The sequence below is a fragment of the Altererythrobacter litoralis genome, assembly GCF_036324225.1.
Taxonomy (GTDB): domain Bacteria; phylum Pseudomonadota; class Alphaproteobacteria; order Sphingomonadales; family Sphingomonadaceae; genus Erythrobacter; species Erythrobacter litoralis_A.
In genome coordinates, this window is the sequence record NZ_JAZDQV010000001.1 from 81,758 (window position 1) to 105,308 (window position 23,551).

The following is a 23,551-nucleotide window of genomic DNA, read 5'->3' on the forward strand; positions in this document are numbered from 1 at the left end:
GGCGGCGGAAAAGACATGGCGACACGATCGAAAACCTGGCTGGCTGACAAACTGCGCGGATTTTTCCCGAAGCGTGAGGAAATGGCGCGCAACCGCTATCTGGCGCCGATCGCGCATCGTTTCCTGTCGCCCGAGTTGTGGCGCTTCACGCGCCGTTCGGTGCCGCGCGGCGTTGCGCTTGGCCTGTTTGCCGCGTTTATCGTGCCGATCGGGCAGATTTTTCTCGCGGCATTCCTGGCCTTGCCGATGCGCGCCAACATGCCCTTGGCTGCCGCAGTCACCTTCGTGACCAATCCCTTCACCCTGCCGTTCTGGCTGGTGGTGGGCAACAAGGTCGGCGCCTTCACGCTCAAGGTCGACGCGGTGACTGTTGGCGTCGCGAACCAAAGCATTGAAAGCGGCCGGTTCACCTGGCTGTTCGAACTGTTCGAGCTGGCCGGAGTCACCGCCTTCGGCTTCGTGGTGCTGGCGATCGTGACTTCGGCGCTGGGCTATGTCGTATCCGGTGCGGTGTGGCGGGTCATCGTCTCGCGCCGCAGGGCGCAACGGTTGCGCAAGATGGAAGCGCGGCTCGACCAGCGGCTGGGGGCACACCACGGATGAAACCGGCTGGGGGACTGCTGCAGGGTGGGGCGATAAGCGAATCGACCAGATTGTTCGGCGGCATTGCAGTGGCTTTGCTCGCCAGCACCGGCGTGCTCTGGCTTGCGACCGGCGAAGTGCTGGTAGTGCTGGCCTATGCGCTGGGGCTGGTCGTGCTGCTCGCGGGCGGGTTGGCTTTCCAGCGCCTGCAGGAACGGCCAGAGACTGACCAGCTTGCGGCGCCCGACTGGTCGGTGACCGTGGCGGCAATCGAGCAGGCGGGCGAAGCCGTGGCGATCACCGATCGCGCCAACCGGCTCACCTGCGCCAATTCCGCCTATGCCGAATGGTTCGGCGCTGACACGGCTCCGCCCAATCTGCCGCTCGAACGTGCCGGACTGGAAGAACTGGTGCGGCTCGTCCGGCGCGCGTGGCGCGATGGCTTCGCCAAGACCGAGCGGCTTGAAAGCGAGGGCGGGCAACAGCACTGGACTGTCAGCGCGGAACGGGCCGGGCGAGGCGACGACCACCTGATCTGGCGCTTCCACAAGATCGAGCCGAAGATCGCCGATCCGCTGGTCAGCTATGATGTGACGGGGCCGTTCGGGCGCATGCTTGCGCGTGCCGGCATCGAAGCGGCGATTACCGGGCCGGACGGCATGATCAAGAGCGCCAGCGCGGGCTTTGCCGAGCGTGCGGTGGGCGATCCCAATTCCACCCTTGCCGGGCAGGACTTCGTCTCTTTCCTGCGCTCGGACGATCGCGACCGGATTTTCTTCGCACGCGAAGGCCGCACCGGTACGCCGCAAACGCTGATCCATGTTCCGCTCGACGATCCGGATAGCCCAGCCACGACAGGGCCCGAAGATGCACAATCGCTGATGCTGCTGGTCGACAGCGGCGTCGGGATCGGCGCAGGCTGGGAAGCATCCTCACAAGGGGTGGCGCAACTCGAATCGCTGCTGGGGCAATTGCCGCTGGGCCTTGCCATGACTGACCGCGACGGGCGCTTCCTGTTCTCGAACGATGCTTTCCTGCGCGCGGTCGAGCGCGAAGAGCGTGGGCTGCCTGCATTCCCGACCGACCTCGTCGTGCGCGAAGACAAGGCGGCGCTGTCGGACGCCGTCCGTCGCCACGGGCGCGGCCCCGCCACCAGCGGCAATATGGCGATCCGGCTGGCCAGCGCGCCCGATGACACGGTGTCGCTGGGGCTCGCCGGAGTGCGCGGGCTAGGCGAGGCAGCTGTGCTGTTGAGCCTGGCGGATTCGACCCAGGAGGCCCAGCTGCGGCGGCAGGTGGCGCAAGCGACCAAGATGCAGGCGGTGGGGCAGCTCGCGGGCGGCGTCGCGCATGACTTCAACAATGTGCTGACCGCGATCATCGGCACGTGCGACCTCATGCTGCTCCGCCACACCCCGGGCGACAGCGATTATGACGATATCCAGCAGATCCGGAACAATTCGAACCGCGCGGCATCGCTGACTCGGCAATTGCTCGCTTTCTCGCGGCAGCAGACGCTCCGGCCGGAAATCATCCAGTTGCCTGATGTGGTCAGCGAAGTGGCTCCGCTCATCAAGCGGCTGCTGGGCGAGAAGATCGAATACAAGGTCAAGCATGATCGCGACCTTAGCCCGGTGCGGGCCGACCCGCAGCAGCTCGAACAGGTGATCATGAATTTGGCGGTCAACGCGCGCGATGCGATCCAGTCGCACCGTGGCGGTGCCGGACAGATCACGCTCACCACGCGCCGCATCAACATGCGGCAGGTCGAGCAGATGGGCTCGGAGATCCTGCCTGCGGCCGACTATACAGTGCTGATTGTGGAGGACACCGGCGGCGGAATCCCGCCGCAGGTCATGCCCAAGCTGTTCGAGCCTTTCTTCACCACGAAGGAGCAGGGCAAGGGCACCGGGCTGGGCCTTTCAACCGCCTATGGTATCGTCAAGCAATCGGGCGGCTTCCTGTTCGCGGACAATGTGAAGGGCACGGGCGGCCGCGTGATCGGCGCGCGCTTCTCGGTCTATCTGCCCGCGCATCATGGCGCCGTGCCGCAGGCTCCGCAGGCGCCGGTCGAGCAGGAAGCTAGCGAATGGTCGGGCGGCGGCCGGATCCTGCTGGTCGAGGATGAAGACATGGTGCGGGCTGTGGCCGAACGCGCGCTCAGCCGCGCAGGCTATGTCGTCACCGCCTGCAGCGATGGCGAAGAGGGCCTTTCCGCGATCACTGCCGGGGGTGAGTTCGACCTGGTCGTGAGCGACGTGGTGATGCCCGGCATGGATGGCCCGGCGATGGCGCGCGCAATCCGCCAGTCGCATCCTGAATTGCCGGTGCTGTTCATGTCGGGCTATGCCGAAGAGCAGCTGCGCAAGGATATCGACATTCCCAAGATGCACTTCCTGGCGAAGCCCTTCAGCGTGCAGGACATCAGCGACAAGGTGGCCGGGATCATGCGCGGATTGGCCAAGCGCTAGCCCGGTTTTCCTCGCCGGCCAGCATTCGTTCACCTTCGTATGGTGAAACAGTGACTTGGTAAGCCGGGAGGAGGAAATCATGGCGAATTTGCGCAAGTGGAAGCGGGCCTTGCTTGCGGGCGGCCTGCTGGCGACGAGCACAGCGGTCCTTTCGCAATCCGGCGACAGCGCGCAGGGCGACGTCTCGGTCACCATCTACAATAACGACTTGGCGCTGGTGCAGGACGTGCGGCAGATCGCCATTGCAGCCGGGCGCAGCCGCATCGAATTTCCCGATGTGTCGGCCCGTATCCGTCCTGAAACGCTGAGCTTCGCTGCCAGTGGCGCCGCGATCGTCGAACAGAATTTCGATTTCGACCTGCTCACACCCCAGAAGATGATGGAAAAGGCGATCGGTCAGACCGTAACGCTGATCCGCACCAATCCCGCCACCGGGGTCGAGACGCGCGAACGCGCCAAGGTACTCTCCACGGCAGGGGGCGTGGTGATCCAGATAGGCGACCGTATCGAGGTCCTCCGCGATGACGGTTTGCCGGTGCGTGTCGTGTTTGACGGGGTTCCGCCAAACTTGCGCGCGCGGCCCACGCTGTCGGTCAATGTGCAAAGCCAGCGGGCGGGCGTGCGGCCGGCCTCGATCCGCTACCTCACGCCAGGGCTGGGCTGGAATGCGGATTATGTCGCGCTGTTCGATGAGGCGCGCGGCACCATCGATATGCAGGGCTGGGTCACGCTGACCAACAACACCGGCACCACTTTCAACAACGCCGATACGCTGCTGGTGGCGGGCAACCCGGCGACAAGCCAGCAGCAATATAATGGCTACCCCTATCGCCCTGTGCCGCGAGGCACGCCGCAGGTGAGGCCGGGCACCGAAAGCGCAAACCGCGAACAGGTGGGCGATTTCTATCTCTATCCGATCGCCGCGCGCACCACGATCGCCAATGCGCAGACCAAGCAGGTGAGCTTCCTCGATGTGCAGGGCGTTGCTGCGCGCAAGGTCTATGGCCACACGGTCGGCTGGCTGGCGAATTACGACCAGCCGCAGAACGTCAGCAGCCAGATCGCTTTCAGTTCATCGAAATCGGGCGGGCTGGGCGATGCCTTGCCTGCAGGAACGGTGCGGTTCTACCAGCGCGACCGGCAGGGCAGCCCGCAGTTCATCGGCGAAAGCGGCATTGACCATACCCCGATGGGTAGCGAATTGACGCTGCGCACCGGCGATGCCTTCGACATCTTCGTGAAATCCGAAGTCTTGAACCGCGACCGGATCACCGAACGGCAATGGGAAGATTTCGAACGCTTCACGGTCAAGCTGCCCGATGGGCAGGCAGTGACCGGCACGACGCAACGGGTCAACAAGTCCGAATATTGGGTCACCACCATGCGCTATACGCTGACCAATGCGAAATCCTCGCAGGTCGAGGTCGAACTGGTGCAGGCGGGGCTCGACCGGGGCTGGTGGAGCCGCGACTATCGTATCCTCAGCGAGGATTTGCCGGGCGAACAGCTCAATGCCGACAAGCGCAAATATGTGATCACTGTGCCCGCCAATGGCGAGCGCGTGGTGCGCGTCAGCTACGCAACCCGGTATTGATCCGATGCTTCGGCTTCGCGCCGTTCTGACCGCTTTGCTGGCTCTGCTCGGCGCGCCGCTGGCTGCGCGCGAAGCGGTCGACGCTTCGGCGCCGCAGCAGGTCGCCGTCACGATCTATCGCGACCCCGATGGCGGGGCCTTCGACCGTAACGACCCGCGCGGGTTCGCCATGATCAGCGAGACGCGGACCGTTACCTTGCCGCCGGGCGAATCGACCATCCGCTTCACCGGGGTGGCGGAAGGCATGATCGCCGTGTCGGCGATCGTGACCGGCCTGCCGGGCGGGAAAATCGAGAAGAACCGCAATGCCGCGTTGCTCTCTCCGGCGGCGCTGGTCGACGGCACGCTTGGCAATCGCGTCACCATTACGCGCACCAACCCTGCAACCGGGACGGAGCAAAGCGAGCGCGCCATTGTGCGGACCCGTGCAGATGGCGGCATCGTGCTGCAGACCTCGCAAGGCTATGAAGCGGTGCGTTGCGCGGGCCTGCCCGAACGCCTGAGTTTCGATGGCGTGCCGCCGGGGCTCTCGTCGCAGCCGGTGTTCAGTATCGACACCAGCGATGCCACAGGCGGCACCTATCAGGTGCGGCTGACCTATCTTGCATGGGGCTTCGACTGGCAGGCGCACTACGTCGCGACGCTTGCCGAGGGCGGCGCCAAGGGGCGCAAGCAGATGCGCATGCTCAGCTGGCTGACGCTGGTGAATGACAATGGCCAGAGCTTCGAGAATGCCGAATTGCTGGTGGTGGCGGGCACGCTCAATGTCGAGAGCGATTTCGAGCAACTGGCCGCGCCGCCGCGCGGCGAGCCGTTGCGGCTCGAATGCTGGCCGATCGGCAGCACCGCGACGGGGACCTATCCCGAACCCTATCCCGCGCCGCCGCCCATGCCACCGGCCATGGCAGACATGATCACCGTCACCGGCGCGCGCATGCAGCGGGAAAGCTTCGAAGCGGCCTCGCCGGTTGCGGTGCTTGCCGGCGAAGAGAACCTTGGCGACCTCAAGCTGTTCCGAGTGCCCGAACCGATTACGGTGAATGCCAAGGGGCTGAAGCAGGTCGCCTTCCTCGCCAGGGACGAGGTGCGCGGTGAGTTCATCTATAAAGCCGATTGCGCGCTCTATCGCCCGCTGGAGCCGGATGAGGCATTCGGGCCCGCGCGCCTCTTCTTCCGTACCGACAACGAGAGTAGGAACGGGCTGGGCGTTTCGCTGCCGCGTGGCGGGGTGACCGTGTTCGAGCCGTCATCCTACGGCGATCTCCTTATCGGCGAAGACGGCATCCGCGACTATGCCGTGGGGCAGGAGGTCGAGTTCGGGCTGGGTGCGAGCACCAAGGTGTTTGCACAATGCGGATTGACCGGTGCCATCGAGAAGGCAGGTGCGCAGAAGTCGGACTGGCAGGAAATGCGCGCGGTGCTGACCAATGCAGGCAGCGAAAGCGCCACTGTCCGGCTTGAGATCGGGTCGGCCTTGGATTGGCAGGTGCGCCCGGTGCGTGGGCTCGAACTGAAGGATGGCGGACAGGTGATTGTAGTGAAGGTGAAGCCGGGCGAGGCGGCCGAACAGCGCTTCTGGATCCGCCACAACGACTGAAAATCGGGCTTGTAGGAAAAATTTCGTTCCCCACTTGTTCTTATGGAACAAAGCAGATACATAACCTCCCAACAGGGCAGTCGATAACCGGCTAACGGCCCTAGGCAAGCAAGGGAGGCCATGCGATGGCGACGAATCTGAAACTGGTTGAAAAGGAGTCATCCGTGGATCGTCAGAAGGCGCTCGAAGCCGCGCTTGCCCAGATTGACCGGGCCTTTGGCAAGGGCTCGGCGATGAAGCTGGGCTCGAAGGAAGCGATGAATGTCGAATCGATTTCGACCGGCTCGCTCGGCCTCGACATTGCGCTGGGTATCGGCGGCCTGCCCAAGGGCCGCGTGATCGAAGTCTATGGCCCCGAAAGTTCGGGCAAGACCACGCTGGCGCTGCATGTCATCGCTGAAGCGCAGAAGGCCGGCGGCACTGCTGCCTTCGTCGATGCCGAACACGCGCTTGACCCGGTTTACGCGAAGAAACTCGGAGTCGATATCGACGAGCTGATCGTGTCGCAGCCCGATACGGGCGAACAGGCGCTCGAAATCACCGACACGCTCGTGCGCTCGAATGCAATCGACGTGCTGGTGGTGGACTCGGTGGCCGCGCTGGTGCCGCGGGCCGAAATCGAAGGCGAGATGGGTGACAGCCATGTCGGCCTGCAGGCCCGCCTGATGTCGCAGTCGCTGCGCAAGCTGACCGGTTCGATCAGCCGTTCGAAGTGCATGGTGATCTTCATCAACCAGCTGCGCATGAAGATTGGCGTGATGTACGGTAACCCCGAAACCACGACCGGCGGCAATGCGCTCAAGTTCTACGCTTCGGTCCGGCTCGACATCCGCCGCACCGGCCAGATCAAGGACCGCGATGACATCGTGGGCAACACCACTCGCGTGAAAGTGGTCAAGAACAAGGTCGCCCCGCCGTTCAAGCAGGTCGAATTCGACATCATGTATGGCGAAGGCATTTCGAAGATTGGTGAGATCCTCGACCTGGGCGTCAAGGCAGGGCTGGTCGAGAAGTCCGGTAGCTGGTTCTCCTATGACAGTATCCGGATCGGCCAGGGCCGCGAGAATGCCAAGCAATACCTCAAGGACAATCCCGAGCTTTGCGACAAGTTGGAAGCTGCCATTCGCAGCCAAACCGACAAGGTCGCCGAGGAGATGATGACGGGCCCGGACGCGGACCCAGAAGACTGACCCTCAAGCGGGCGCAGGCGGTCCTTTCGGACTGGCGCCCGGAAACCCGGAAAGCCGGCGTGCGCCTCTCCCCCTTGAAAGGCTGCGCCGGCTTTTCGCTGTCTGCACCATATGTTGCATTCCGCCATGCCAGCGCGCATGGCTCGCGCGGCGGCACCGGCAAGGTCCGGGCGGCGTCAAAGCAATGGAGTGGAAGTCGACATGGCGGGAATGGATGCGCAGGAATGGCAGGGGCGCGTGGGGAAATCCTGGGCGCACGAATGGCAGCGGACTGATCGTAGCTTCTCGCATCTCACTGCCGAGCTCGAACGACGAATCCTTGCACTGGAGTTCACCCATGCACTCGATGTCGGGTGCGGTGCGGGGGAACTTTCCCTCAAGGTGGCAAGGCAACGGCCCGCCGCCGATGTAATCGGGGTCGACGTTTCGCCCGATTTGATCGAAGTGGCGCGTGAACGAGCCGGCAATGCGCCGAATTTGAGCTTTGAACTTGCCGATGCGGCTGCATGGCAGCCTGATGCCGGTGCCCGGCCCGACCTGCTCATGTCGCGCCATGGGGTGATGTTCTTCCCCGATCCGGTTGCGGCATTTGCCAACCTGCGTGCGGCCACGGCCAGCGGCGCGCAGATGCTGTTCTCCTGCTTCCGCGAGGTTTCGGAGAATCCCTTCTTCGGCGAAGCCGGTCGGCTCATTCCCGCAGAACCCGGTACTCCGCCGCCCGATCCTCATGCACCCGGGCCCTTTGCCTTTGCCGACAATGCGCGGGTAGAAAGCGTACTTTCCGATGCAGGTTGGCGCGATATCCGCTTCGAGCCGTTCGACTTTGCCATGATCGCGGGTGCGGGTGACGATCCGATTGCAGACGCCGTCAGCTATTTCAGCCGGATCGGCCCGGCAGCCCGCGCGCTGGCGGGAATGGACGATGCGGCGCGCGCTGAAGTTCAGGGCAAACTGGCCGAACTCGCGGGGCGCAATCTGAAGGACGGTATCGTCAGCCTTGGCGCAGGCGTCTGGATCGTTTCCGCAACGCACAATTAGGCGGCGATAACGCCTTGCCGCAGGCGCAGCTAAGCCCTAACTGCGCTTGCATGACGTCGACCAACGATATCCGCCGGTCCTTCCTCGACTATTTCGCGGGCGCCGGCCATGCCGAGATCCCGAGCGCACCGCTCGTTCCGTATAACGATCCCACGTTGATGTTCGTCAACGCGGGCATGGTACCGTTCAAGAATGCCTTCACCGGGCTCGAAACGCCGCCTGCACCGCGCGCCACCAGCTCGCAGAAATGCGTTCGCGCAGGGGGCAAGCATAACGATCTCGACAATGTCGGTTATACCGCGCGTCACCACACCTTCTTCGAGATGCTCGGAAATTTCTCCTTCGGGGATTATTTCAAGGAGCAGGCGATCCTGCATGCATGGACGCTGCTGACGAAGGATTGGGGCATCTCGTCTGATCGCCTTACGGCCACCGTCTATCATACGGACGATGAGGCGTTCGACCTCTGGCGCAAGATTTCGGGCCTGCCCGAAGAGCGTGTCATTCGCATCCCGACCAAGGACAATTTCTGGGCGATGGGTTCTGACGGTCCGTGCGGACCGTGTTCGGAAATCTTCTACGATCACGGCGAGCACATTTTCGGCGGCCCTCCGGGCAGCCCGGACGAGGATGGCGACCGCTTCGTCGAGATCTGGAACCTGGTGTTCATGCAGTTCGAACAGGCGGCGGACGAGATCGTCGGGGAACTGCCCAAGCCCTCGATCGACACCGGCATGGGGCTCGAACGCATCGCTGCGGTGATGCAGGGCGTGCATGACAATTACGATACCGACACTTTCAAGGCGCTGATCGCCGCTTCGGAGAACCTTACCGGAGTGAAGGCCGCTGGCGAACACAAGGCGAGCCACCGGGTGATCGCCGATCACTTGCGTTCGACGAGCTTCCTGATGGCCGATGGCGTGCTGCCGTCGAACGAAGGGCGCGGTTATGTGCTGCGGCGGATCATGCGCCGCGCGATGCGCCACGCGCACTTGCTGGGTGCGAGCGAACCGCTGATGCACCGGCTCGTGCCCGCGCTGGTGACCGAGATGGGCCAGGCCTATCCGGAACTCGTGCGCGGCCAGGCGCTGATCCAGGAAGTGCTGCAGCGTGAGGAAACCCAGTTCCGCCGCACGCTCGAAAAGGGCCTGCGCCTGCTCGACGAAGCCACCGGCACGATGGGCGAGGGCGGTGAACTCGACGGCGAGACCGCCTTCAAGCTCTATGACACCTATGGCTTCCCCTACGACCTGACCGAAGATGCGCTGCGATCACGTGGGATCGGTGTCGATCGCGCGGGCTTCGATGTCGCCATGGCGCGTCAAAAGGCCGCCGCGCGCGCTGCGTGGAAGGGTTCGGGCGATGCCGCCGCAGGCGAAGTCTGGTTCGACATTGCCGAGCGCGAAGGCGCCACCGAATTCACCGGCTATGCCTCGACCAACGGGGAAGGGCGCGTGGTTGCGCTGGTCAAGGACGGTGCCGAAACCGACCGTGCCGAGGCGGGCGACGAGGTCATCATCCTGACCAACCAGACGCCCTTTTATGGCGAAAGCGGCGGCCAGACCGGCGATGTCGGCACCATAACCACCGCTGCCGGGCTCAAGGCTGAAGTCACCGACACCTCCAAGCCGCTTGGCCGGTTGCATGCGCATCATGCGAAAGTGATGGCGGGCGCGATCGCCTTGGGCGATACGGTGCATCTCGCGGTCGACACCGCGCGACGCGATCGCATCCGCGCCAACCACTCGGCGACGCACCTTGTGCATGCCGCGCTGCGCAACACGCTGGGCGAACATGTGACGCAGAAGGGTTCGCTGGTAGCAGACGACCGTTTCCGCTTCGACTTCTCGCATCCCAAGCCGCTGACCGCGGAAGAGATTGCTGCGATCGAAGCCGAAGTGAATGCCGAAATCCGCGCCAATGAGCCGGTCGGCACGCGGTTGATGAGCCCGGACGATGCCGTCGCTGCGGGTGCACTGGCGCTGTTCGGCGAGAAATATGGCGACGAAGTACGCGTGCTCTCGATGGGCCGCAAGGGCGATGGCGGGCGCAACTATTCGGTCGAACTGTGCGGCGGCACCCATGTGAAGGCGACCGGCGATATCGGCATTTTCCGCATCGTGTCCGAAGGCGCAGTCAGCTCTGGCGTCCGCCGGATCGAAGCGCTCACCGGCGAAGCAGCGCGGCGCTGGCTGGTCGATCGTGAAGAAGCGCTCAAGGCAGCAGCGAGCGAAATCCGCGCGACGCCCGAGGAAGTCCCGGCGCGGCTCGCGGCCCTGCTCGAGGAGCGCAAGCGGCTCGAGAAGGAACTGGCCGATGCCAAGAAGGCGCTTGCCCTGGGCGGTGGCGGCTCTGCCGGTGCTGCACAGAACGCGGACGAAGACATTGCGGGCGTTAAGTTCAGCGGGCAGGTGCTCGAAGGGCTCGACCCCAAGGACCTGCGCCCCTTGCTCGACGAGGTGAAGCAGCGGCTCGGTTCCGGCATCGCGGCAGCGGTTGCCGTCAACGATGGCAAGGCCGCCTTCGCAGTGGCAGTGACCGACGATCTGACCAGCCGCTTCAATGCGGTCGAGCTGGTGCGCGTTGGCGTGGAAGCGCTTGGCGGCAAGGGCGGCGGTGGCCGCCCCGACATGGCGCAGGGCGGCGGGCCGGATGGCAGCAAGGCGGCCGAAGCGCTGGCTGCGGTGAAGGATGCGCTGGCCAAGGTCAGCGCCTGACGCCCATAGCTAGGCTTCGTTGGTGGTAGTCCGCAGTTTCGGGCGATAGTCCAGCTCGCCATCTCGTTCGAGCTGGACGCGGAACTCGTCGCGCTTCTCGTGGATCGAAGCGATAACGGGGCCCATGGCAACCCCGATGTCTACCAGCACCGCTTCGGATAGCTGCAGCGTCGCCTCAAGCGTTTCGGGCACGGCATGGCTTGCGCCCGCACGATAGAGTGCGGCGGCATGTTCGGGATCGCGCGCGCGCGCCACGATGAGCAGTTCCGGATAGGCGGCGCGCAACTTGGCGACCAGCCGCTGTGCCAGCACCGGCTCGTCCATGGTCAGCACCACCGCCGGCGCCGTCTCGATCCCCAGCCGCGACAGCGCGTCCCCGCGAGCGGCATCGCCGAATGTCGCGCGATAGCCTTCGCGCTTGGCCCGCTCGATCAGGTCGGAGTCTGAGTCGATCGCCACATAGGGCTTGTTGTGCCGCGACAGCATGTCGGCCACCAGCCGCCCGACACGCCCCGCGCCGACAATAATGGTGCGCGGTTCGTCGCCATCGCTCTCAACCAGTTCGGGTACAGGCTCGACCCGCCGCCCCAGCGCGCGGCCAAGGCGGGCCAGCAGCGGCGTGACGGTCAGGCCGATTGCCGTGACGATTTGCCAGAATTGCGCGGTTTCGGCGTCGATCAGCAGCGCCGAACTCGCGGCCGTGAGCACGATCAGCGTGGTTTCGCTGGGGCTGGCCATCAGTACGCCGGTTTCGGCGGAGGTGCCGCGCCGCGCGCCCATCAGGCGCAGCAGGGTCCCGGTGACAATGGCCTTGAACACCAGCACACCGACCACGGCGAGCATGATGGGACCGAGGTTTTCCCAGATCGTCAGCAGGTTGATGCTCATGCCGACCGTGATCAGGAACACGCCAAGTGCGAGGCCCTTGAAAGGGTCCATGATCGTTTCGACTTCGGCATGATATTCGGTTTCGGCGATCAGCAGCCCCGCAATCAGCGCCCCGACGATCGGCGAAAGGCCGGTGGCGGCGGTCGCCAGGCTCGCGCCGATCACCACCAGCAATGACGCAGCGAGGAACAGTTCGGGGCTCTTGGTCCGTGCTGCCTGCGCGAACAGGCGCGGCAGGGCGAGGCGGCCCAATACGAGTAGCGCCAGCACGACGAGCCCGCCTTGCCACAGCGTGTCGACCAGGCCTTCCAGCCCGCCTTCCTGTGCATGCGGCGCCAGCGCGCCGAGGATGAACACGATCGGCACGATCATGATGTCCTCGAACAGCAGCATCGACAGCGCCGCGCGTCCGACCGGTGTCTTGGTGCCCGAAATCGGCAGCACGATTGCAGTCGAGGAGAAGGCGAGCGCAAAGCCCAGCGCAATCGCCCCGGTCCAGGCCTGCCCGTTCACGAATCCGAGGAATGCGGCCAGCGACGAGCCGATGATCAGCAGCTCGAGCGCGCCCAGCCCGAACACGAGTTTCCTCAATTGCCACAATCGGTTGAAGCTCAGCTCAAGCCCGATTGCGAACAACAGCAGGATGATCCCGAATTCGGCAAAGGGTTTGAGCCCTTCGGCATTGGTGATGGTGACGTGTTCCAGCCACGGCACTTGCGGCACCAGCTTGCCGAGGCCGTATGGCCCCACGGCGATGCCGATCAGGATGAAGCCGATGATCGGAGTGATGCGGAAGCGCGCGAAGACCGGAATCACGATCCCGGCAGCGCCGAGGATCACCAGCGCATCGGACAGCATGGGGGATGGGGCAAGTTCTCCGGCCATGGCTCCTCTATAGCGAGCGAACCGCCTTCGTCACCCGTTTAGGGGACTTATCCGCCGCGGCCCGCATGCGGGCCGGTGATTGGGGCCGAAGTCTCTCCGTCTTCGCCAATCGAAGGGCTGATCTTGCCCACCCGCTTGTCCCATTCGATGCGGTACAAGTCAAAGCGGCGGTCGGCCAGGTTCTGCACGGTGCCTTCGGCCCGCGCCCAGCTCAAATCCGCCAGATTGACGTCGCTGATCGTCAGCGTCTCCACATTCTCGCTCGCTTCCGCAGCGATCCCGTCTCGCGCGAAGGGGAAGTCGCAAGGCGTCAGGATGCAGCTCTGCGCATATTGGATGTCGATGTTCGCAACGTTGGGCAGGTTTCCGACATTGCCGCTCAGCACGACATAGCACTGGTTCTCGATCGCACGCGCTGCCGAGCAATAGCGCACCCGCATATAGCCCTGTCGGCTGTCAGTGCAGAAGGGCACGAAGATGATCCTTGCGCCTTCATCGACCAGGCGGCGGGCGAGTTCGGGAAATTCGCTATCGTAGCAGATCAGTACCCCGATCGGCCCGCAATCGGTCTGGATTGCGTCGATGCTGTCGCCGCCCTTGATGTTCCACCAATAGGCTTCGTTGGGCGTGGGGTGGATCTTCTCCTGCGCGTGGATCGATCCGTCGCGCAGGCAGACATAGGCGACGTTGTGGATGTCACCATCGTCCATCTGGGTCGGGTGCGAACCGCCGATGATGTTGATGTTGTAGTTGAGCGCCATTTCGCTGAGCGCGGTGCGGATGCGCGGCGTGTATCGGCTCAATGCCGCGATCGCTTCGGCGGGCGGCAATTCCTTGGGTTCGGCGCTGAGCAGCATCAGTGTGAACAGCTCGGGAAAGACTATGAAATCTGCCTCGTAATCGGCTGCAACATCGACGAAATATTCGATCTGTTTGATGAACTCGTCAAACCCCGAAACGGCGCGCGATTGCAGCTGGCACGTCGCGATCCGCACGCTTTCCACGCCGCGTGGAAGCCGGTGTTTGATCGGTGCATCGCCGTCGACATAGGGATTGCGCCACACCATGCGCACGGCATTCGCCAGCGAAGGTTTGTCTTCGGGCAGGTAGTTGGCAATGATCCCTTGCGGCTCGAACCCGTTGGCGAGCTGGAAGCGCAGCACCGGATCGTGGATCTTCCCGTCGATTACCTTCTGCAGATAGTCCTGCGGGTTCTCGGCCCGATTGACTTTGCGGCGAAGCGCGCGGGCATAGCCGGGCATCCTGCCGCCGAACACAATTCCATTCAGGTCGAGCCGCTCGGCCAGCGCGCGACGCTCTTCGTAAAGCCGCCGCCCGATCCGCGTCCCGCGCACCTTCGGATCGACGCACATTTCATAGCCGTAGAGCCATTCGCCCTTGGGATTGTGGCGGCTGCCGAAGCCGTTGCCGGTCACTTCGTCCCAACTGTGGTCCGACAGGGCGAGCTGCTGGCTCAAGCGGATCGAGGCGCAATATCCGACCAGTTTGCCATCGAGCTTCGCAATGAAACAGCCGTCGGGATAGTTGTTCAGCTGCCCGCGGATCTCGCCATGCGTGTAGGCGGGCAGATCGTCATAGGCGCGCCGCACGAGGTCGGCGATCGCACGGACATCCTTGGGCTTTGCCTGGCGGACTTCGAGCCGGGCCTTTCGGCGGGTTTCGGTCATTGCGTCAATTCCTCCTCGGAAACGAAAAGGGCGGCCCATCGCATCGATGGCCCGCCCTTTACTTACGCAAGCCCTGCAGGGCAGTTCCGGGTCAGGCCCAGCTGGCCATTTCCTTTTCGAGGTTCTGCACGATCGCCTCGAAGAACTGCTCGGTGGTGAGCCAGTTCTGTTCGGGGCCGATCAGCAGCGCCAGGTCCTTGGTCATCTGGCCCTTTTCGACCGTTTCGATGCAGACGCGTTCGAGCGTTTCGGCGAAGCGCACCACGTCGGGCGTGCCGTCGAACTTGCCGCGATACATCAGGCCGCGGGTCCAGGCGAAAATCGAAGCGATCGGGTTGGTGCTGGTCGCCTTGCCCTGCTGGTGCTGGCGATAGTGGCGCGTGACTGTGCCGTGGGCGGCTTCGGCTTCGACGGTCTTGCCGTCGGGCGTCATCAGCACCGAAGTCATCAGGCCGAGCGAGCCGAAGCCCTGCGCCACCGTGTCCGACTGCACGTCGCCGTCGTAGTTCTTGCAGGCCCAAACGAACTTGCCGTTCCACTTCAGCGCCGAAGCGACCATGTCATCGATCAGGCGGTGTTCGTAGACGATGCCCTTTTCCTTGAACTTCTCGGCGAAGCCTTCGTTGTCGAACACTTCCTGGAACAGGTCCTTGAAGCGGCCGTCATAGGCCTTGAGGATGGTGTTCTTGGTCGAGAGGTAGACCGGCCAACCGAGGTTCAGGCCATAGTTGAAGCTGGCACGTGCGAAGTCGCGGATCGAATCGTCGAGATTGTACATCGCCATGGCGACGCCCGCGCTCGGGAAATCGAACACGTCGAGGTCGAGCTTGGTGCCGTCTTCGCCATCGAACACCAGCCGCAGCTTGCCCGGGCCGGGGATCAGCGTGTCGGTGGCGCGATACTGGTCGCCAAAGGCATGGCGGCCGACCACGATCGGATCGGTCCAGCCCGGCACGAGCCGCGGCACGTTCTCGATCACGATCGGTTCGCGGAACACGACGCCGCCCAGGATGTTGCGGATCGTGCCGTTGGGGCTCTTCCACATCTTCTTGAGGTGGAATTCCTCGACGCGCGCTTCGTCCGGAGTGATCGTGGCGCACTTCACGCCCACGCCATACTGCTTGATGGCATTGGCGGCATCGACCGTAACCTGGTCGTCCGTCTCGTCACGGTGCTCGATCGAGAGGTCGTAATATTTCAGGTCGACATCGAGGTAAGGCAGGATCAGCTGCTCGCGGATCCACTGCCAGATAATTCTCGTCATTTCGTCGCCGTCGAGTTCGACGACCGGGTTCTTGACCTGGATTTTCTGCATGATGTCCCTGTTCGCTGAAAATTGGGGAATGGAAATATGCGGGCGCTTTAGCAGAGGGGCGCGCGGGTGCAAGTCAGGGGGCGTTTGTGTTTGCGCACGCCATCCGACGTGCGATTTCCTCGCTCACGCGACCTGGCGGTCGCTTCGCTGCGGGCGGCCGGTCGGCCTTGCGGTCCGCTTGGCGGGGCTTGGGGGAAACGGACTGCCGTCAGCAGTGCGCGAGCGCGACAGCGCGCCGCAGCTCTTGCCGCGAAGGCCAAGCGGCCCGGATGGGCCGCGCCGAATGTCTGAGAGTCAAGGAAAGTCCGATGGTGGGCGTAGGAAGGATTGAACTTCCGACCCCTACGATGTCAACATAGTGCTCTACCACTGAGCTATACGCCCGCACCATCGAAACGCCGCTTTGTGGGCGGCGGAGGCGGCCCTTTAGCTTGAGCCTTGCCGCCAATCAAGCGATTCGGCCCAAATTCAGAGCGAAGCTTCGCGTTGATCTTCGAACATGCGCTCTACTTCGAGCACGAGGTCACGCAAATGGAAGGGCTTGGACAGCACGCGGGCGTGCGGCTGCTCGCGGCTGGCCTTGAGCGAAACCGCCGCAAACCCGGTGATGAACATCACTTTGGTGCGCGGAGAAAGTTCGGCGCAACGCTGCGCCAGTTCGATCCCGTCCATTTCCGGCATGACGATGTCGGACAGGAGCAGGTCGAAATGCTGTTCTTCCAGTAAGGGCACGGCCGCCGTGCCGCGTTCTACCGCGACCACTTCATAGCCGGCATTGGTGAGGGCGCGCTCCAGATAGGTGCGCATGGCTTCCTCGTCTTCGGCCAGGAGAATCCGCAAGGTGGATGCAACAGTCATACGGGCGTCATACCGGTCACCGCTTAAGAAATCTTACCCGTCGGCGGGGGTGCCCGGAATTGAGACAGTCGGTGGAGCATTCCTTTCTGGCGGGATCGCTTTGACAGGCGCGGCGCGAAAGGGCAGCACTGGAGCCATGGCGCCAGAGGGGCACGAATCACCGAACATGCGGTCAGAGAGCGGCGGTTTCATCGCCGGGCTCGAGCAGCGGCCGGCCTTTACCCTGCTATCGCCCGCATCTTCGCCCATACCGGTCCTGATCACCGTGCCGCATGCCGGACGCGATTATCCCTCCGCGCTGCTGGCCGAGATGCGCGACGCAGACTACGCCTGCCTGAGGCTGGAAGACCGGATGATCGACCTGGTCGCGCAGGAAGTGGCGCGGCAGACGGGTGCAGCGCTGATCGTCGCCCATGCGCCGCGTGCCATGCTCGATCTCAATCGCGCGCGCGACGATATCGACTGGGACATGATCGCGGGCCAGCGGCCGCATCCGGTCCGTCATTCGCAGGCGAACAGGCGAGCGCGAAGCGGGCTGGGCCTGATCCCGCGCCGCCTGGCAGGCTTCGGAGAGATCTGGCGCGGCCAGATCGGCCGCGAGGAGCTGGAGCAGCGGATCGAGGGTATCCATCGGCCCTATCATGCTGCGACCGCGCGCGAGTTGGCCCGCATTCGCGATGAATGGGGCGCGGCCTTGCTGGTCGACATGCATTCGATGCCGCCATTGCGCCGCTCGCCCGGCCAGCCCGAGCCACCGCATTTCGTGCTGGGTGACCGGTTCGGCACGTCATGCGATGCGGGATTGGTGAGCCACGGTTATCGATATTTCGAAGCGAAGGGCAGGGTGGTCGCTCACAATCGACCCTATGCCGGGGGTTTCGTGCTCGATACGCATGGCGCGCCTGCGAATGGGCTGCATGCGGTTCAGCTCGAAGTTTGCCGGTCGACCTATCTCGATGCGCAATTGGTGGAGCCGACTGCGCGGATTGTGCCACTCGCGCGGCTAATCGCCGGATTCGTTCGCGAATTGGGTGCTGCGGTTGCGCGGATGGCGGGCGAGGCATCGTTCAGGCAGGCCGCCGAATAGCGTCCCGAACCATAAAAAACCACCTCGTACGTAACGCACGAGGTGGCCAAGGTTCAGGGAGGATACGCCCCCGCAGGGACGTAACATCCGGGCAGGCTATGAGGGAAACCGTGCCCGAACATCTGAAATCTAAGTGTTGGCGGGGGCCAATTCAAGCCCCCCGCCTTTCGCGGCGAATTTCCGGGTTCGCCGACCTGTCTGCTCAGGCTTCCGCCTGCTGTGCCGGGACCTTGCCTTGCTGCGACTGGCGCCCGAAAATCACGCGCATGAGGTTCATCGAGAACAGGTGCGCGTGCAGCAGCATCATCATGCCGCTGCGGTGGAGTCCTTCGACCGATTCAATCGGCAATTCGCGCAGCTTGTTCTCATCGACCATCTTGAAGCCGCGGTAGATGAAGGGCTTGTCGGGGTTGTCCTGCATGGTGATGGCGATTTCGCCTTCCATCAGCAGGTCGAGCGCGATCACTTCATCCATGAACGCCTTGGTGCGTGCGCCCGATTCCTCGAACTTCTGGCAGAAATCGAGAACGTTCTTGGTGAACTCACTGGGTTCGCCTTCGCCTTCGAACAGCGCGTTGCCTTCCGCGAAATCGCCGATCACGCCCGCGCTCGGGTCGAAGCAGAGCGACAGTTCGTCGCTGTCGGGGTTCAGCCTGGCGAGCATGAAGGGATAGCGGCGGACATAGGCCGGCATATAGACGTTTTCGGTGACCATGCCTTCGTCATTGACGAAGCTGTTCACGCCTTCGTTGAGGCCCATCAGCGCCAGCGGAACGGGGTTGTCGCCCGAGCTGAAAACGATCGGGAAATGGCGCTGCGCGTCGACGAATTCGTCCACGGTCACGGGGACGGCGTGCGTCTTGCCGAGGAAGTCGAGATTGGTGAACTGTGTGCTCTTCCAGTTCTTGTGATCGCGGCTGTTGAGCGGCATCAAATCGTTGAAAAACAGGGGCAGACGGGGCTGCGGCGCGCTTGCCATGGAAACTCTCCGAAATAGGTGGCTATAAACTCAAAAAACGGCCGCGCTGGACAGCCAGCGGGCCGGACGAAGGCGCTTTAGGCGCTAGCGGCTTGCGAGGCAAGCGGGACGAGTTTGCCCGGGTTGAGCAGCCCCTTTGGGTCGAGCGCGTGCTTCACGCTGCGCATCAGCGACAGCGCCACCGGGTCGCCCAAGCGGCCCAGTTCGTCGCGCTTCATCTGGCCGATGCCGTGTTCCGCGCTGATCGAGCCGCCCCATTCGGCCACAAGGTCATGCACGTGGCGGCTGACCGCCTTGCCTTGGCTTTCTTCCCATTCGCCGCGCGCCGCTCCAGCTGGCGCGAGCACGTGGAAATGGACATTGCCATCGCCAAGGTGGCCGAAGGCGACGCCGGTAACACCGGGGAAGCGCGCCTCGACTTCGGGGATCGCCGCTTCGATGAAATCGGGCATGCGTTCGACCGGCACGGAGATATCGTGCTGAATCGCGGGCCCGATCGCGCGCTCAGCCGGAGCGATCGAATCGCGCAGCTGCCAGAACTGGTCGGCCTGCGTCTCGTTGGCGGCGATAGTCGCGTCGAGCAATATGCCCGCTTCCATCGCTTCGGCCAGCGCCGCCTCGGCCTTGTCGCGCAGCGCAGCCGCGTCTGCGGGCGTGGTCGCGAGTTCGACCAGCGCGTGCCATTGATAGCGTTCGGCCAGCGGCGCGCGCGAACCGGGCAGATGCGCCAGCACCGCGTCGAGGCAATGCTCGGGGACCACTTCGAAGCCTTCGAGCTCGTCGGGCAGCGCCTGCTCGAAATGCAGCAGCAGCTTCCGCGCATCGCCGATCGAAGCAACGCCGCACCATGCGACCACGCGATCGCCGATCGCTGGAAGCAGCCGCAAATTGGCCGCGGTCACGATCCCCAGCGTGCCTTCCGATCCGATCAGCAATTGCTTGAGGTCGAAACCGCGATTGTCTTTCTTCAGCGCGGTAAGGCTATCGAAGATCTGTCCGTCGGCCAGCACCGCCTCGATGCCCAGCACCTGCGCACGCATGGTGCCGTGGCGTAGCACCTGCGTGCCCCCGGCATTGGTGGAAACGAGGCCGCCGATGGTCGCGGAACCCTTGCCGCCAAGTGTCAGCGGGAAGCGCAGGCCGTGCTCCTCCGCCGCTTCATGCAGCGTCTGCAGGATCACCCCGGCTTCGCAAACGGCTTGCCGCGAAGCAGGGTTCAGGCTGCGGATCCGGTCCATGCGCCTCAGCGACAGCAGCACCGATTTGCCGCTTTCATCGGGCGTGGCGCCGCCCGACATTCCGCTGTTCCCGCCTTGCGGCACGATCGGCACGTTGAATTCGGAACAAAGCTTCACGAAGGCGGCTACTTCCTCGCGTGTTGAAGGCGAAGCAAGGCCCAGCGCCTGCCCGTGATAGCGTCCGCGCCAGTCGGTCAGCCACGGTTCGAGCAGGTCGGGATCGCAGGTAAACCCGCGAGGTCCAAGCAGTTCGGTGGCGCGGCGTGCAAAATCGGAAAGCGATGACATGCCGCGCCTATGCCACAGCGGCGTGGGGCATGGCCAGCGCTTGCGCAGATAGCAAAACGGATTAAGCCTCCGTTCAAGCCGCCATGCTAGAGCGGCATGACGAGGTGACAAAGGGGTCAGGGAAGTTTGCCGGCAATGTCGGCACGATCGATACGACATGCCCAGCATATTTGCCTATCTTGCGCCCTTTGCGCTCTTGCTGCCACTTGGTGCGCCCCCGGCGGACGTTCCGGTTGAGCCGCAAGCGCCGGGCAGCACCTTTCGCGAATTGCTCGATGCGTCGGCGCCGCTTCCTCCGCAGATTTCCTACCAGGTTCGGATCGAACGCCGGGTTACGGTCAGGATTGCGCCACGCAGCGCGGCCGAGCGGCAGAATTTGATGGCCGAATTCGCCGAGGTGCAGCGCCCCACACGCTATGAAGAGCGCAAGATCGGCAAATGCGTGTCGATCGACGAGATCGCCGGTGTGCAGACGGGCAGCGGGGACCGGTTGGTGCTGTTCATGCGCGACCGCCGGATGGTGAGCGCACGGCTCGAAAAATCCTGCCGGTCGAAGGACTTCTACTCGGGCTTCTACCTCGAGCGGAACCGCGACGGGAAGCTCTGCATTGACCGCGACAAGCTGCAGTCGCGGGCAGGGGCGAATTGCGAACTCAACCGGCTGCGCGAACTGGTGCCGGTTTACGAGTGATCGCACAGGCTCGCCACGCGTGCGCGCAGACGGCGTTTTCTTGACTTTGAGAGGGTTTTCGGCAAAGGGCGCGACGTGGGCTGTGGAGTTTCTTCGCGGTTGCACAATGACCGGCGCCCCAAGGCGCCCATTACCCGGAAACCGAACCACGCATGACTTTCGCCGATCTCGGCCTGTCCCCCGAATTGCTCAAGGCCGTCGAAACCTCGGGCTATAGCGAGCCTACGCCGATCCAGGCAGAGGCCATCCCCGCCGTATTGATGATGAAAGACATCATCGGCATCGCCCAGACCGGCACGGGGAAAACCGCAAGCTTTGTGCTGCCGATGATCGACGTGCTGGCCAACGGCCGGCGCCGCGCGCTGATGCCGCGCTCGCTCATCCTCGAGCCGACGCGCGAACTCGCGGCACAAGTGGCCGAGAATTTCGAGAAATACGGAAAGAACCACGACCTCAAGATGGCGCTGCTGATCGGCGGCGTGCAGATGGGCGACCAGGTCAAGGCCCTCGACGAAGGGGTCGACGTGCTGATCGCCACTCCCGGGCGGCTGATGGACCTGTTCGAACGCGGCAAGATCCTGCTCAATGGCTGCGAATTGCTGGTGATCGACGAAGCCGACCGCATGCTCGACATGGGCTTCATCCCCGACATCGAATTCATCTGCTCGAAGCTGCCCGAAACGCGCCAGACGCTGCTGTTCAGCGCCACCATGCCGCCGCCGATCGAGAAGCTGTCGAAGAAGTTCCTCAGCAATCCCAAGCGGATCGAGGTGACCCGCGCGGCGAGCACCAATGAGAACATCACCGCTTTCAAGATTCCGGTCAGGAACCGCCAGAAGCGTGAAACGCTGCGCTGGCTGCTGCAGCACGATTTGGTCGAGACTGCGATTATCTTCGCCAACCGCAAGACGACCGTGCGCGAGCTCAACCAGAGCCTGCAGCGGCACGGCTTCGCCAGCGGCGAAATCCATGGCGACATGGACCAGAATTCGCGCCTCAAGGAACTCGACCGGTTCAAGAAGGGTGAGATCAACATCCTGGTGGCATCCGATGTCGCCGCTCGCGGGCTCGACATCAAGGGCGTGAGCCACGTCTTCAACTTCGACACGCCGTGGCATCCGGACGATTACGTCCACCGCATCGGCCGCACCGGCCGCGCCGGGGCGAAGGGCCGCGCCTTCACTTTGGTGGGCGAAGACGATGCCGAAGCGATCGCCAATATCGAGAAGCTGACCAAGGCCGAAGTTCCCGTGTTCGGGAAGAAGGACGTGCGGGTCGAGCTGGTCGAAAAGCCTGCCGAAGAGGCGAAGCCCGAACCGCAGCCGGAAGCGAAGCCGGAACGGCAGTCGCGCCGTCGCGACGAGGCACCGCGCGAAGAGCGCCCCAGGAAGCCGCGCCGCGAGCGGGAAGCGAAGCCCGAACGCGCAGAACGCCCGCGTCGCCAGCGCGACGAGGACGACGAGCCGATCCCCGCAGGCGAATGGAACGGCCCGAAGCCGAGCTTCCTCGAAATCGGAGTAGGCTAAGGCGCGCTGTCGGCCTGCTTAGGGGCTGGTGCGCGCGCCGATCCCAAGCGCCTCGAAGACTACCGATAAGCCGAACGCGCGGAGGCCAGGGTGCCTGCGTGGTGGCTGGCAATTTGTCTGCGTTTGGGTGGAAAGCGGACGCTAGCTCCGCTGGATTACTCTGGGAGGGCCGACGCTAATCACATCGACAATGTGATTTAGGGTTGTCAGGCACCAGTGCTCTAGTGGGCCAGGGTATTCGTCATCTGCGAAGGTTGTCTCAGAGACGTAGCGTTGAAAGGCGGTGCCATACCGTCTGTCAAGGTGGTCGCCTAAGGGCGGTTCGCCCTTCTCTTCCTTCCAATAGCTTTCATCTCTAACCGCGTAGGCCACATAGCTGTCCCACCAAATTTCGAAGTGGCGGGAGGCATCTGTAATTTCTATCGGTCGCCCTTCACCCAGGTCGTGACCCGCAAACTCTATGGCGGTGGATTCCCCAAGCAGTCCCTCTGCCACCACTATCCGAAGTGCATTCTCTGATGGTTCGCCAAGATTTGTAATATAGAGATTGAGCGACCCCTTCGGAAATTCCATCAAACACCCTCCAAATTCTCATGAAGCCAGCAGACTAGCTGTTTGGTCGCAATGTCTGCAATTGGGTCGTTAGCAGACATCTATGAGAAACCTCTCCCACCGTCATTCCCGCGAACGCGGGAATCCAGAAGCAAACTGGCGCCGACTCTCCGTGGATTCCCGCGTTCAGCCTCCGGCTGTGCTTCGCAACTGCAGGAATGACGAGTTCTGGGTCATTCTAGCCATTCGGATTTTCCTACATGGCTGCGTTCTGGCAAGAGCACGGGGCTCTTTGTCATCGTCGCATCACCCAGGAACCACCCTTTGCGCCCAAATGCGGGAGGAGAAATTTTTCCTTTAAGACAGT

Annotated in this window: 17 protein-coding genes and 1 tRNA gene; 10 read left to right on the plus strand and 8 right to left on the minus strand. The window is 63.4% G+C overall.

The annotated features are described in order from the left end of the window. The first annotated feature begins 15 nt into the window (after positions 1-15). The 7 genes from VRS74_RS00435 to alaS all read left to right on the plus strand — a co-directional run bounded on the left by VRS74_RS00435 (position 16) and on the right by alaS (position 11,189). Complete coding sequence (locus VRS74_RS00435; RefSeq protein ID WP_354143262.1) at positions 16-603, plus strand: DUF2062 domain-containing protein; 588 nt, start codon at positions 16-18, stop codon at positions 601-603. Then, entirely contained in the window at positions 600-3,053 is a 2,454-nt protein-coding gene (locus tag VRS74_RS00440; protein ID WP_354143263.1) for a PAS domain-containing sensor histidine kinase, read from the plus strand. The genes VRS74_RS00435 and VRS74_RS00440 overlap by 4 nt, the downstream gene beginning before the upstream one ends. A gap of 79 nt (positions 3,054-3,132) precedes the next feature. Continuing rightward, positions 3,133-4,647 carry a DUF4139 domain-containing protein gene (locus VRS74_RS00445; protein WP_354143264.1) on the plus strand — a complete coding sequence of 505 codons (1,515 nt, stop codon included), beginning with the start codon at positions 3,133-3,135 and terminating at the stop codon, positions 4,645-4,647. Positions 4,648-4,651: 4 nt separating this feature from the next. Continuing rightward, the gene (locus VRS74_RS00450) at positions 4,652-6,244 is read left to right on the plus strand and encodes a DUF4139 domain-containing protein (RefSeq protein ID WP_354143265.1); all 1,593 of its coding nucleotides are present in this window, start codon (positions 4,652-4,654) and stop codon (positions 6,242-6,244) included. Between the two features lie 125 nt (positions 6,245-6,369). Further along, on the plus strand, positions 6,370-7,434 hold the full coding sequence (recA, locus tag VRS74_RS00455) for a recombinase RecA (RefSeq protein WP_354143266.1): 1,065 nt from the start codon (positions 6,370-6,372) through the stop codon (positions 7,432-7,434). A gap of 201 nt (positions 7,435-7,635) precedes the next feature. Further along, on the plus strand, positions 7,636-8,472 hold the full coding sequence (locus VRS74_RS00460) for a class I SAM-dependent methyltransferase (protein ID WP_354143267.1): 837 nt from the start codon (positions 7,636-7,638) through the stop codon (positions 8,470-8,472). 50 nt (positions 8,473-8,522) lie between these two features. After that, positions 8,523-11,189, plus strand: coding sequence for an alanine--tRNA ligase (gene alaS, locus VRS74_RS00465; protein ID WP_354143268.1), 2,667 nt, complete (start codon positions 8,523-8,525; stop codon positions 11,187-11,189). Positions 11,190-11,198: 9 nt separating this feature from the next. On the opposite strand, the gene VRS74_RS00470 is transcribed toward alaS, so the two are convergent. From VRS74_RS00470 to cpdR, 5 genes are all read right to left on the minus strand, one after another. Then, the gene (locus VRS74_RS00470; RefSeq protein WP_354143269.1) at positions 11,199-12,962 is read right to left on the minus strand and encodes a cation:proton antiporter domain-containing protein; all 1,764 of its coding nucleotides are present in this window, start codon (positions 12,960-12,962) and stop codon (positions 11,199-11,201) included. 47 nt (positions 12,963-13,009) lie between these two features. Beyond that, the gene (locus tag VRS74_RS00475; protein WP_354143270.1) at positions 13,010-14,650 is read right to left on the minus strand and encodes a GNAT family N-acetyltransferase; all 1,641 of its coding nucleotides are present in this window, start codon (positions 14,648-14,650) and stop codon (positions 13,010-13,012) included. 91 nt (positions 14,651-14,741) lie between these two features. Continuing rightward, positions 14,742-15,965: an NADP-dependent isocitrate dehydrogenase gene (locus tag VRS74_RS00480; RefSeq protein WP_354143271.1), complete on the minus strand. Its 1,224-nt coding sequence runs from the start codon at positions 15,963-15,965 to the stop codon at positions 14,742-14,744. Positions 15,966-16,274: 309 nt separating this feature from the next. Continuing rightward, positions 16,275-16,349: transfer RNA gene (locus tag VRS74_RS00485), tRNA-Val, on the minus strand. Positions 16,350-16,433: 84 nt separating this feature from the next. Then, positions 16,434-16,823 (minus strand): cell cycle two-component system response regulator CpdR, encoded by a 390-nt coding sequence (gene cpdR, locus VRS74_RS00490; RefSeq protein WP_354143272.1) that lies wholly within the window; start codon positions 16,821-16,823, stop codon positions 16,434-16,436. A 136-nt stretch (positions 16,824-16,959) separates the two neighbouring features. On the opposite strand from cpdR, the gene VRS74_RS00495 reads away from it, so the two are divergent. Beyond that, on the plus strand, positions 16,960-17,910 hold the full coding sequence (locus tag VRS74_RS00495; protein WP_354143273.1) for an N-formylglutamate amidohydrolase: 951 nt from the start codon (positions 16,960-16,962) through the stop codon (positions 17,908-17,910). A 202-nt stretch (positions 17,911-18,112) separates the two neighbouring features. Here VRS74_RS00495 and VRS74_RS00500 read toward each other — a convergent pair whose 3' ends face one another. After that, the gene (locus tag VRS74_RS00500; RefSeq protein ID WP_354143274.1) at positions 18,113-18,889 is read right to left on the minus strand and encodes a SapC family protein; all 777 of its coding nucleotides are present in this window, start codon (positions 18,887-18,889) and stop codon (positions 18,113-18,115) included. A 77-nt stretch (positions 18,890-18,966) separates the two neighbouring features. Next, positions 18,967-20,415: an FAD-binding oxidoreductase gene (locus VRS74_RS00505; protein ID WP_354143275.1), complete on the minus strand. Its 1,449-nt coding sequence runs from the start codon at positions 20,413-20,415 to the stop codon at positions 18,967-18,969. Between the two features lie 157 nt (positions 20,416-20,572). Between VRS74_RS00505 and VRS74_RS00510 the strand changes: the two genes are divergently transcribed. Together VRS74_RS00510 and VRS74_RS00515 are read left to right on the plus strand one after the other, a co-directional pair. Further along, positions 20,573-21,106 (plus strand): hypothetical protein, encoded by a 534-nt coding sequence (locus tag VRS74_RS00510; RefSeq protein WP_354143276.1) that lies wholly within the window; start codon positions 20,573-20,575, stop codon positions 21,104-21,106. 152 nt (positions 21,107-21,258) lie between these two features. Further along, entirely contained in the window at positions 21,259-22,632 is a 1,374-nt protein-coding gene (locus VRS74_RS00515) for a DEAD/DEAH box helicase (RefSeq protein WP_354143277.1), read from the plus strand. Between the two features lie 141 nt (positions 22,633-22,773). On the opposite strand, the gene VRS74_RS00520 is transcribed toward VRS74_RS00515, so the two are convergent. After that, on the minus strand, positions 22,774-23,205 hold the full coding sequence (locus VRS74_RS00520; RefSeq protein WP_354143278.1) for a hypothetical protein: 432 nt from the start codon (positions 23,203-23,205) through the stop codon (positions 22,774-22,776). Between the last annotated feature and the right edge of the window lie 346 nt (positions 23,206-23,551).

Excerpts from the sequence above, each read along its gene's own strand:
- VRS74_RS00445 (WP_354143264.1), top strand. The coding sequence starts at position 3,133 with ATGGCGAATTTGCGCAAGTGGAAGCGGGCCTTGCTTGCGGGCGGCCTG.
- VRS74_RS00450 (WP_354143265.1), top strand. The coding sequence starts at position 4,652 with ATGCTTCGGCTTCGCGCCGTTCTGACCGCTTTGCTGGCTCTGCTCGGC.
- alaS (WP_354143268.1), top strand. The coding sequence starts at position 8,523 with ATGACGTCGACCAACGATATCCGCCGGTCCTTCCTCGACTATTTCGCG.
- VRS74_RS00475 (WP_354143270.1), bottom strand. The coding sequence starts at position 14,650 with ATGACCGAAACCCGCCGAAAGGCCCGGCTCGAAGTCCGCCAGGCAAAG.
- recA (WP_354143266.1), top strand. The coding sequence starts at position 6,370 with ATGGCGACGAATCTGAAACTGGTTGAAAAGGAGTCATCCGTGGATCGT.
- VRS74_RS00495 (WP_354143273.1), top strand. The coding sequence starts at position 16,960 with ATGGCGCCAGAGGGGCACGAATCACCGAACATGCGGTCAGAGAGCGGC.
- VRS74_RS00515 (WP_354143277.1), top strand. The coding sequence starts at position 21,259 with ATGACTTTCGCCGATCTCGGCCTGTCCCCCGAATTGCTCAAGGCCGTC.
- VRS74_RS00510 (WP_354143276.1), top strand. The coding sequence starts at position 20,573 with ATGCCCAGCATATTTGCCTATCTTGCGCCCTTTGCGCTCTTGCTGCCA.
- VRS74_RS00435 (WP_354143262.1), top strand. The coding sequence starts at position 16 with ATGGCGACACGATCGAAAACCTGGCTGGCTGACAAACTGCGCGGATTT.
- VRS74_RS00470 (WP_354143269.1), bottom strand. The coding sequence starts at position 12,962 with ATGGCCGGAGAACTTGCCCCATCCCCCATGCTGTCCGATGCGCTGGTG.
- VRS74_RS00505 (WP_354143275.1), bottom strand. The coding sequence starts at position 20,415 with ATGTCATCGCTTTCCGATTTTGCACGCCGCGCCACCGAACTGCTTGGA.
- VRS74_RS00480 (WP_354143271.1), bottom strand. The coding sequence starts at position 15,965 with ATGCAGAAAATCCAGGTCAAGAACCCGGTCGTCGAACTCGACGGCGAC.
- VRS74_RS00520 (WP_354143278.1), bottom strand. The coding sequence starts at position 23,205 with ATGGAATTTCCGAAGGGGTCGCTCAATCTCTATATTACAAATCTTGGC.
- cpdR (WP_354143272.1), bottom strand. The coding sequence starts at position 16,823 with ATGACTGTTGCATCCACCTTGCGGATTCTCCTGGCCGAAGACGAGGAA.
- VRS74_RS00460 (WP_354143267.1), top strand. The coding sequence starts at position 7,636 with ATGGCGGGAATGGATGCGCAGGAATGGCAGGGGCGCGTGGGGAAATCC.
- VRS74_RS00440 (WP_354143263.1), top strand. The coding sequence starts at position 600 with ATGAAACCGGCTGGGGGACTGCTGCAGGGTGGGGCGATAAGCGAATCG.
- VRS74_RS00500 (WP_354143274.1), bottom strand. The coding sequence starts at position 18,889 with ATGGCAAGCGCGCCGCAGCCCCGTCTGCCCCTGTTTTTCAACGATTTG.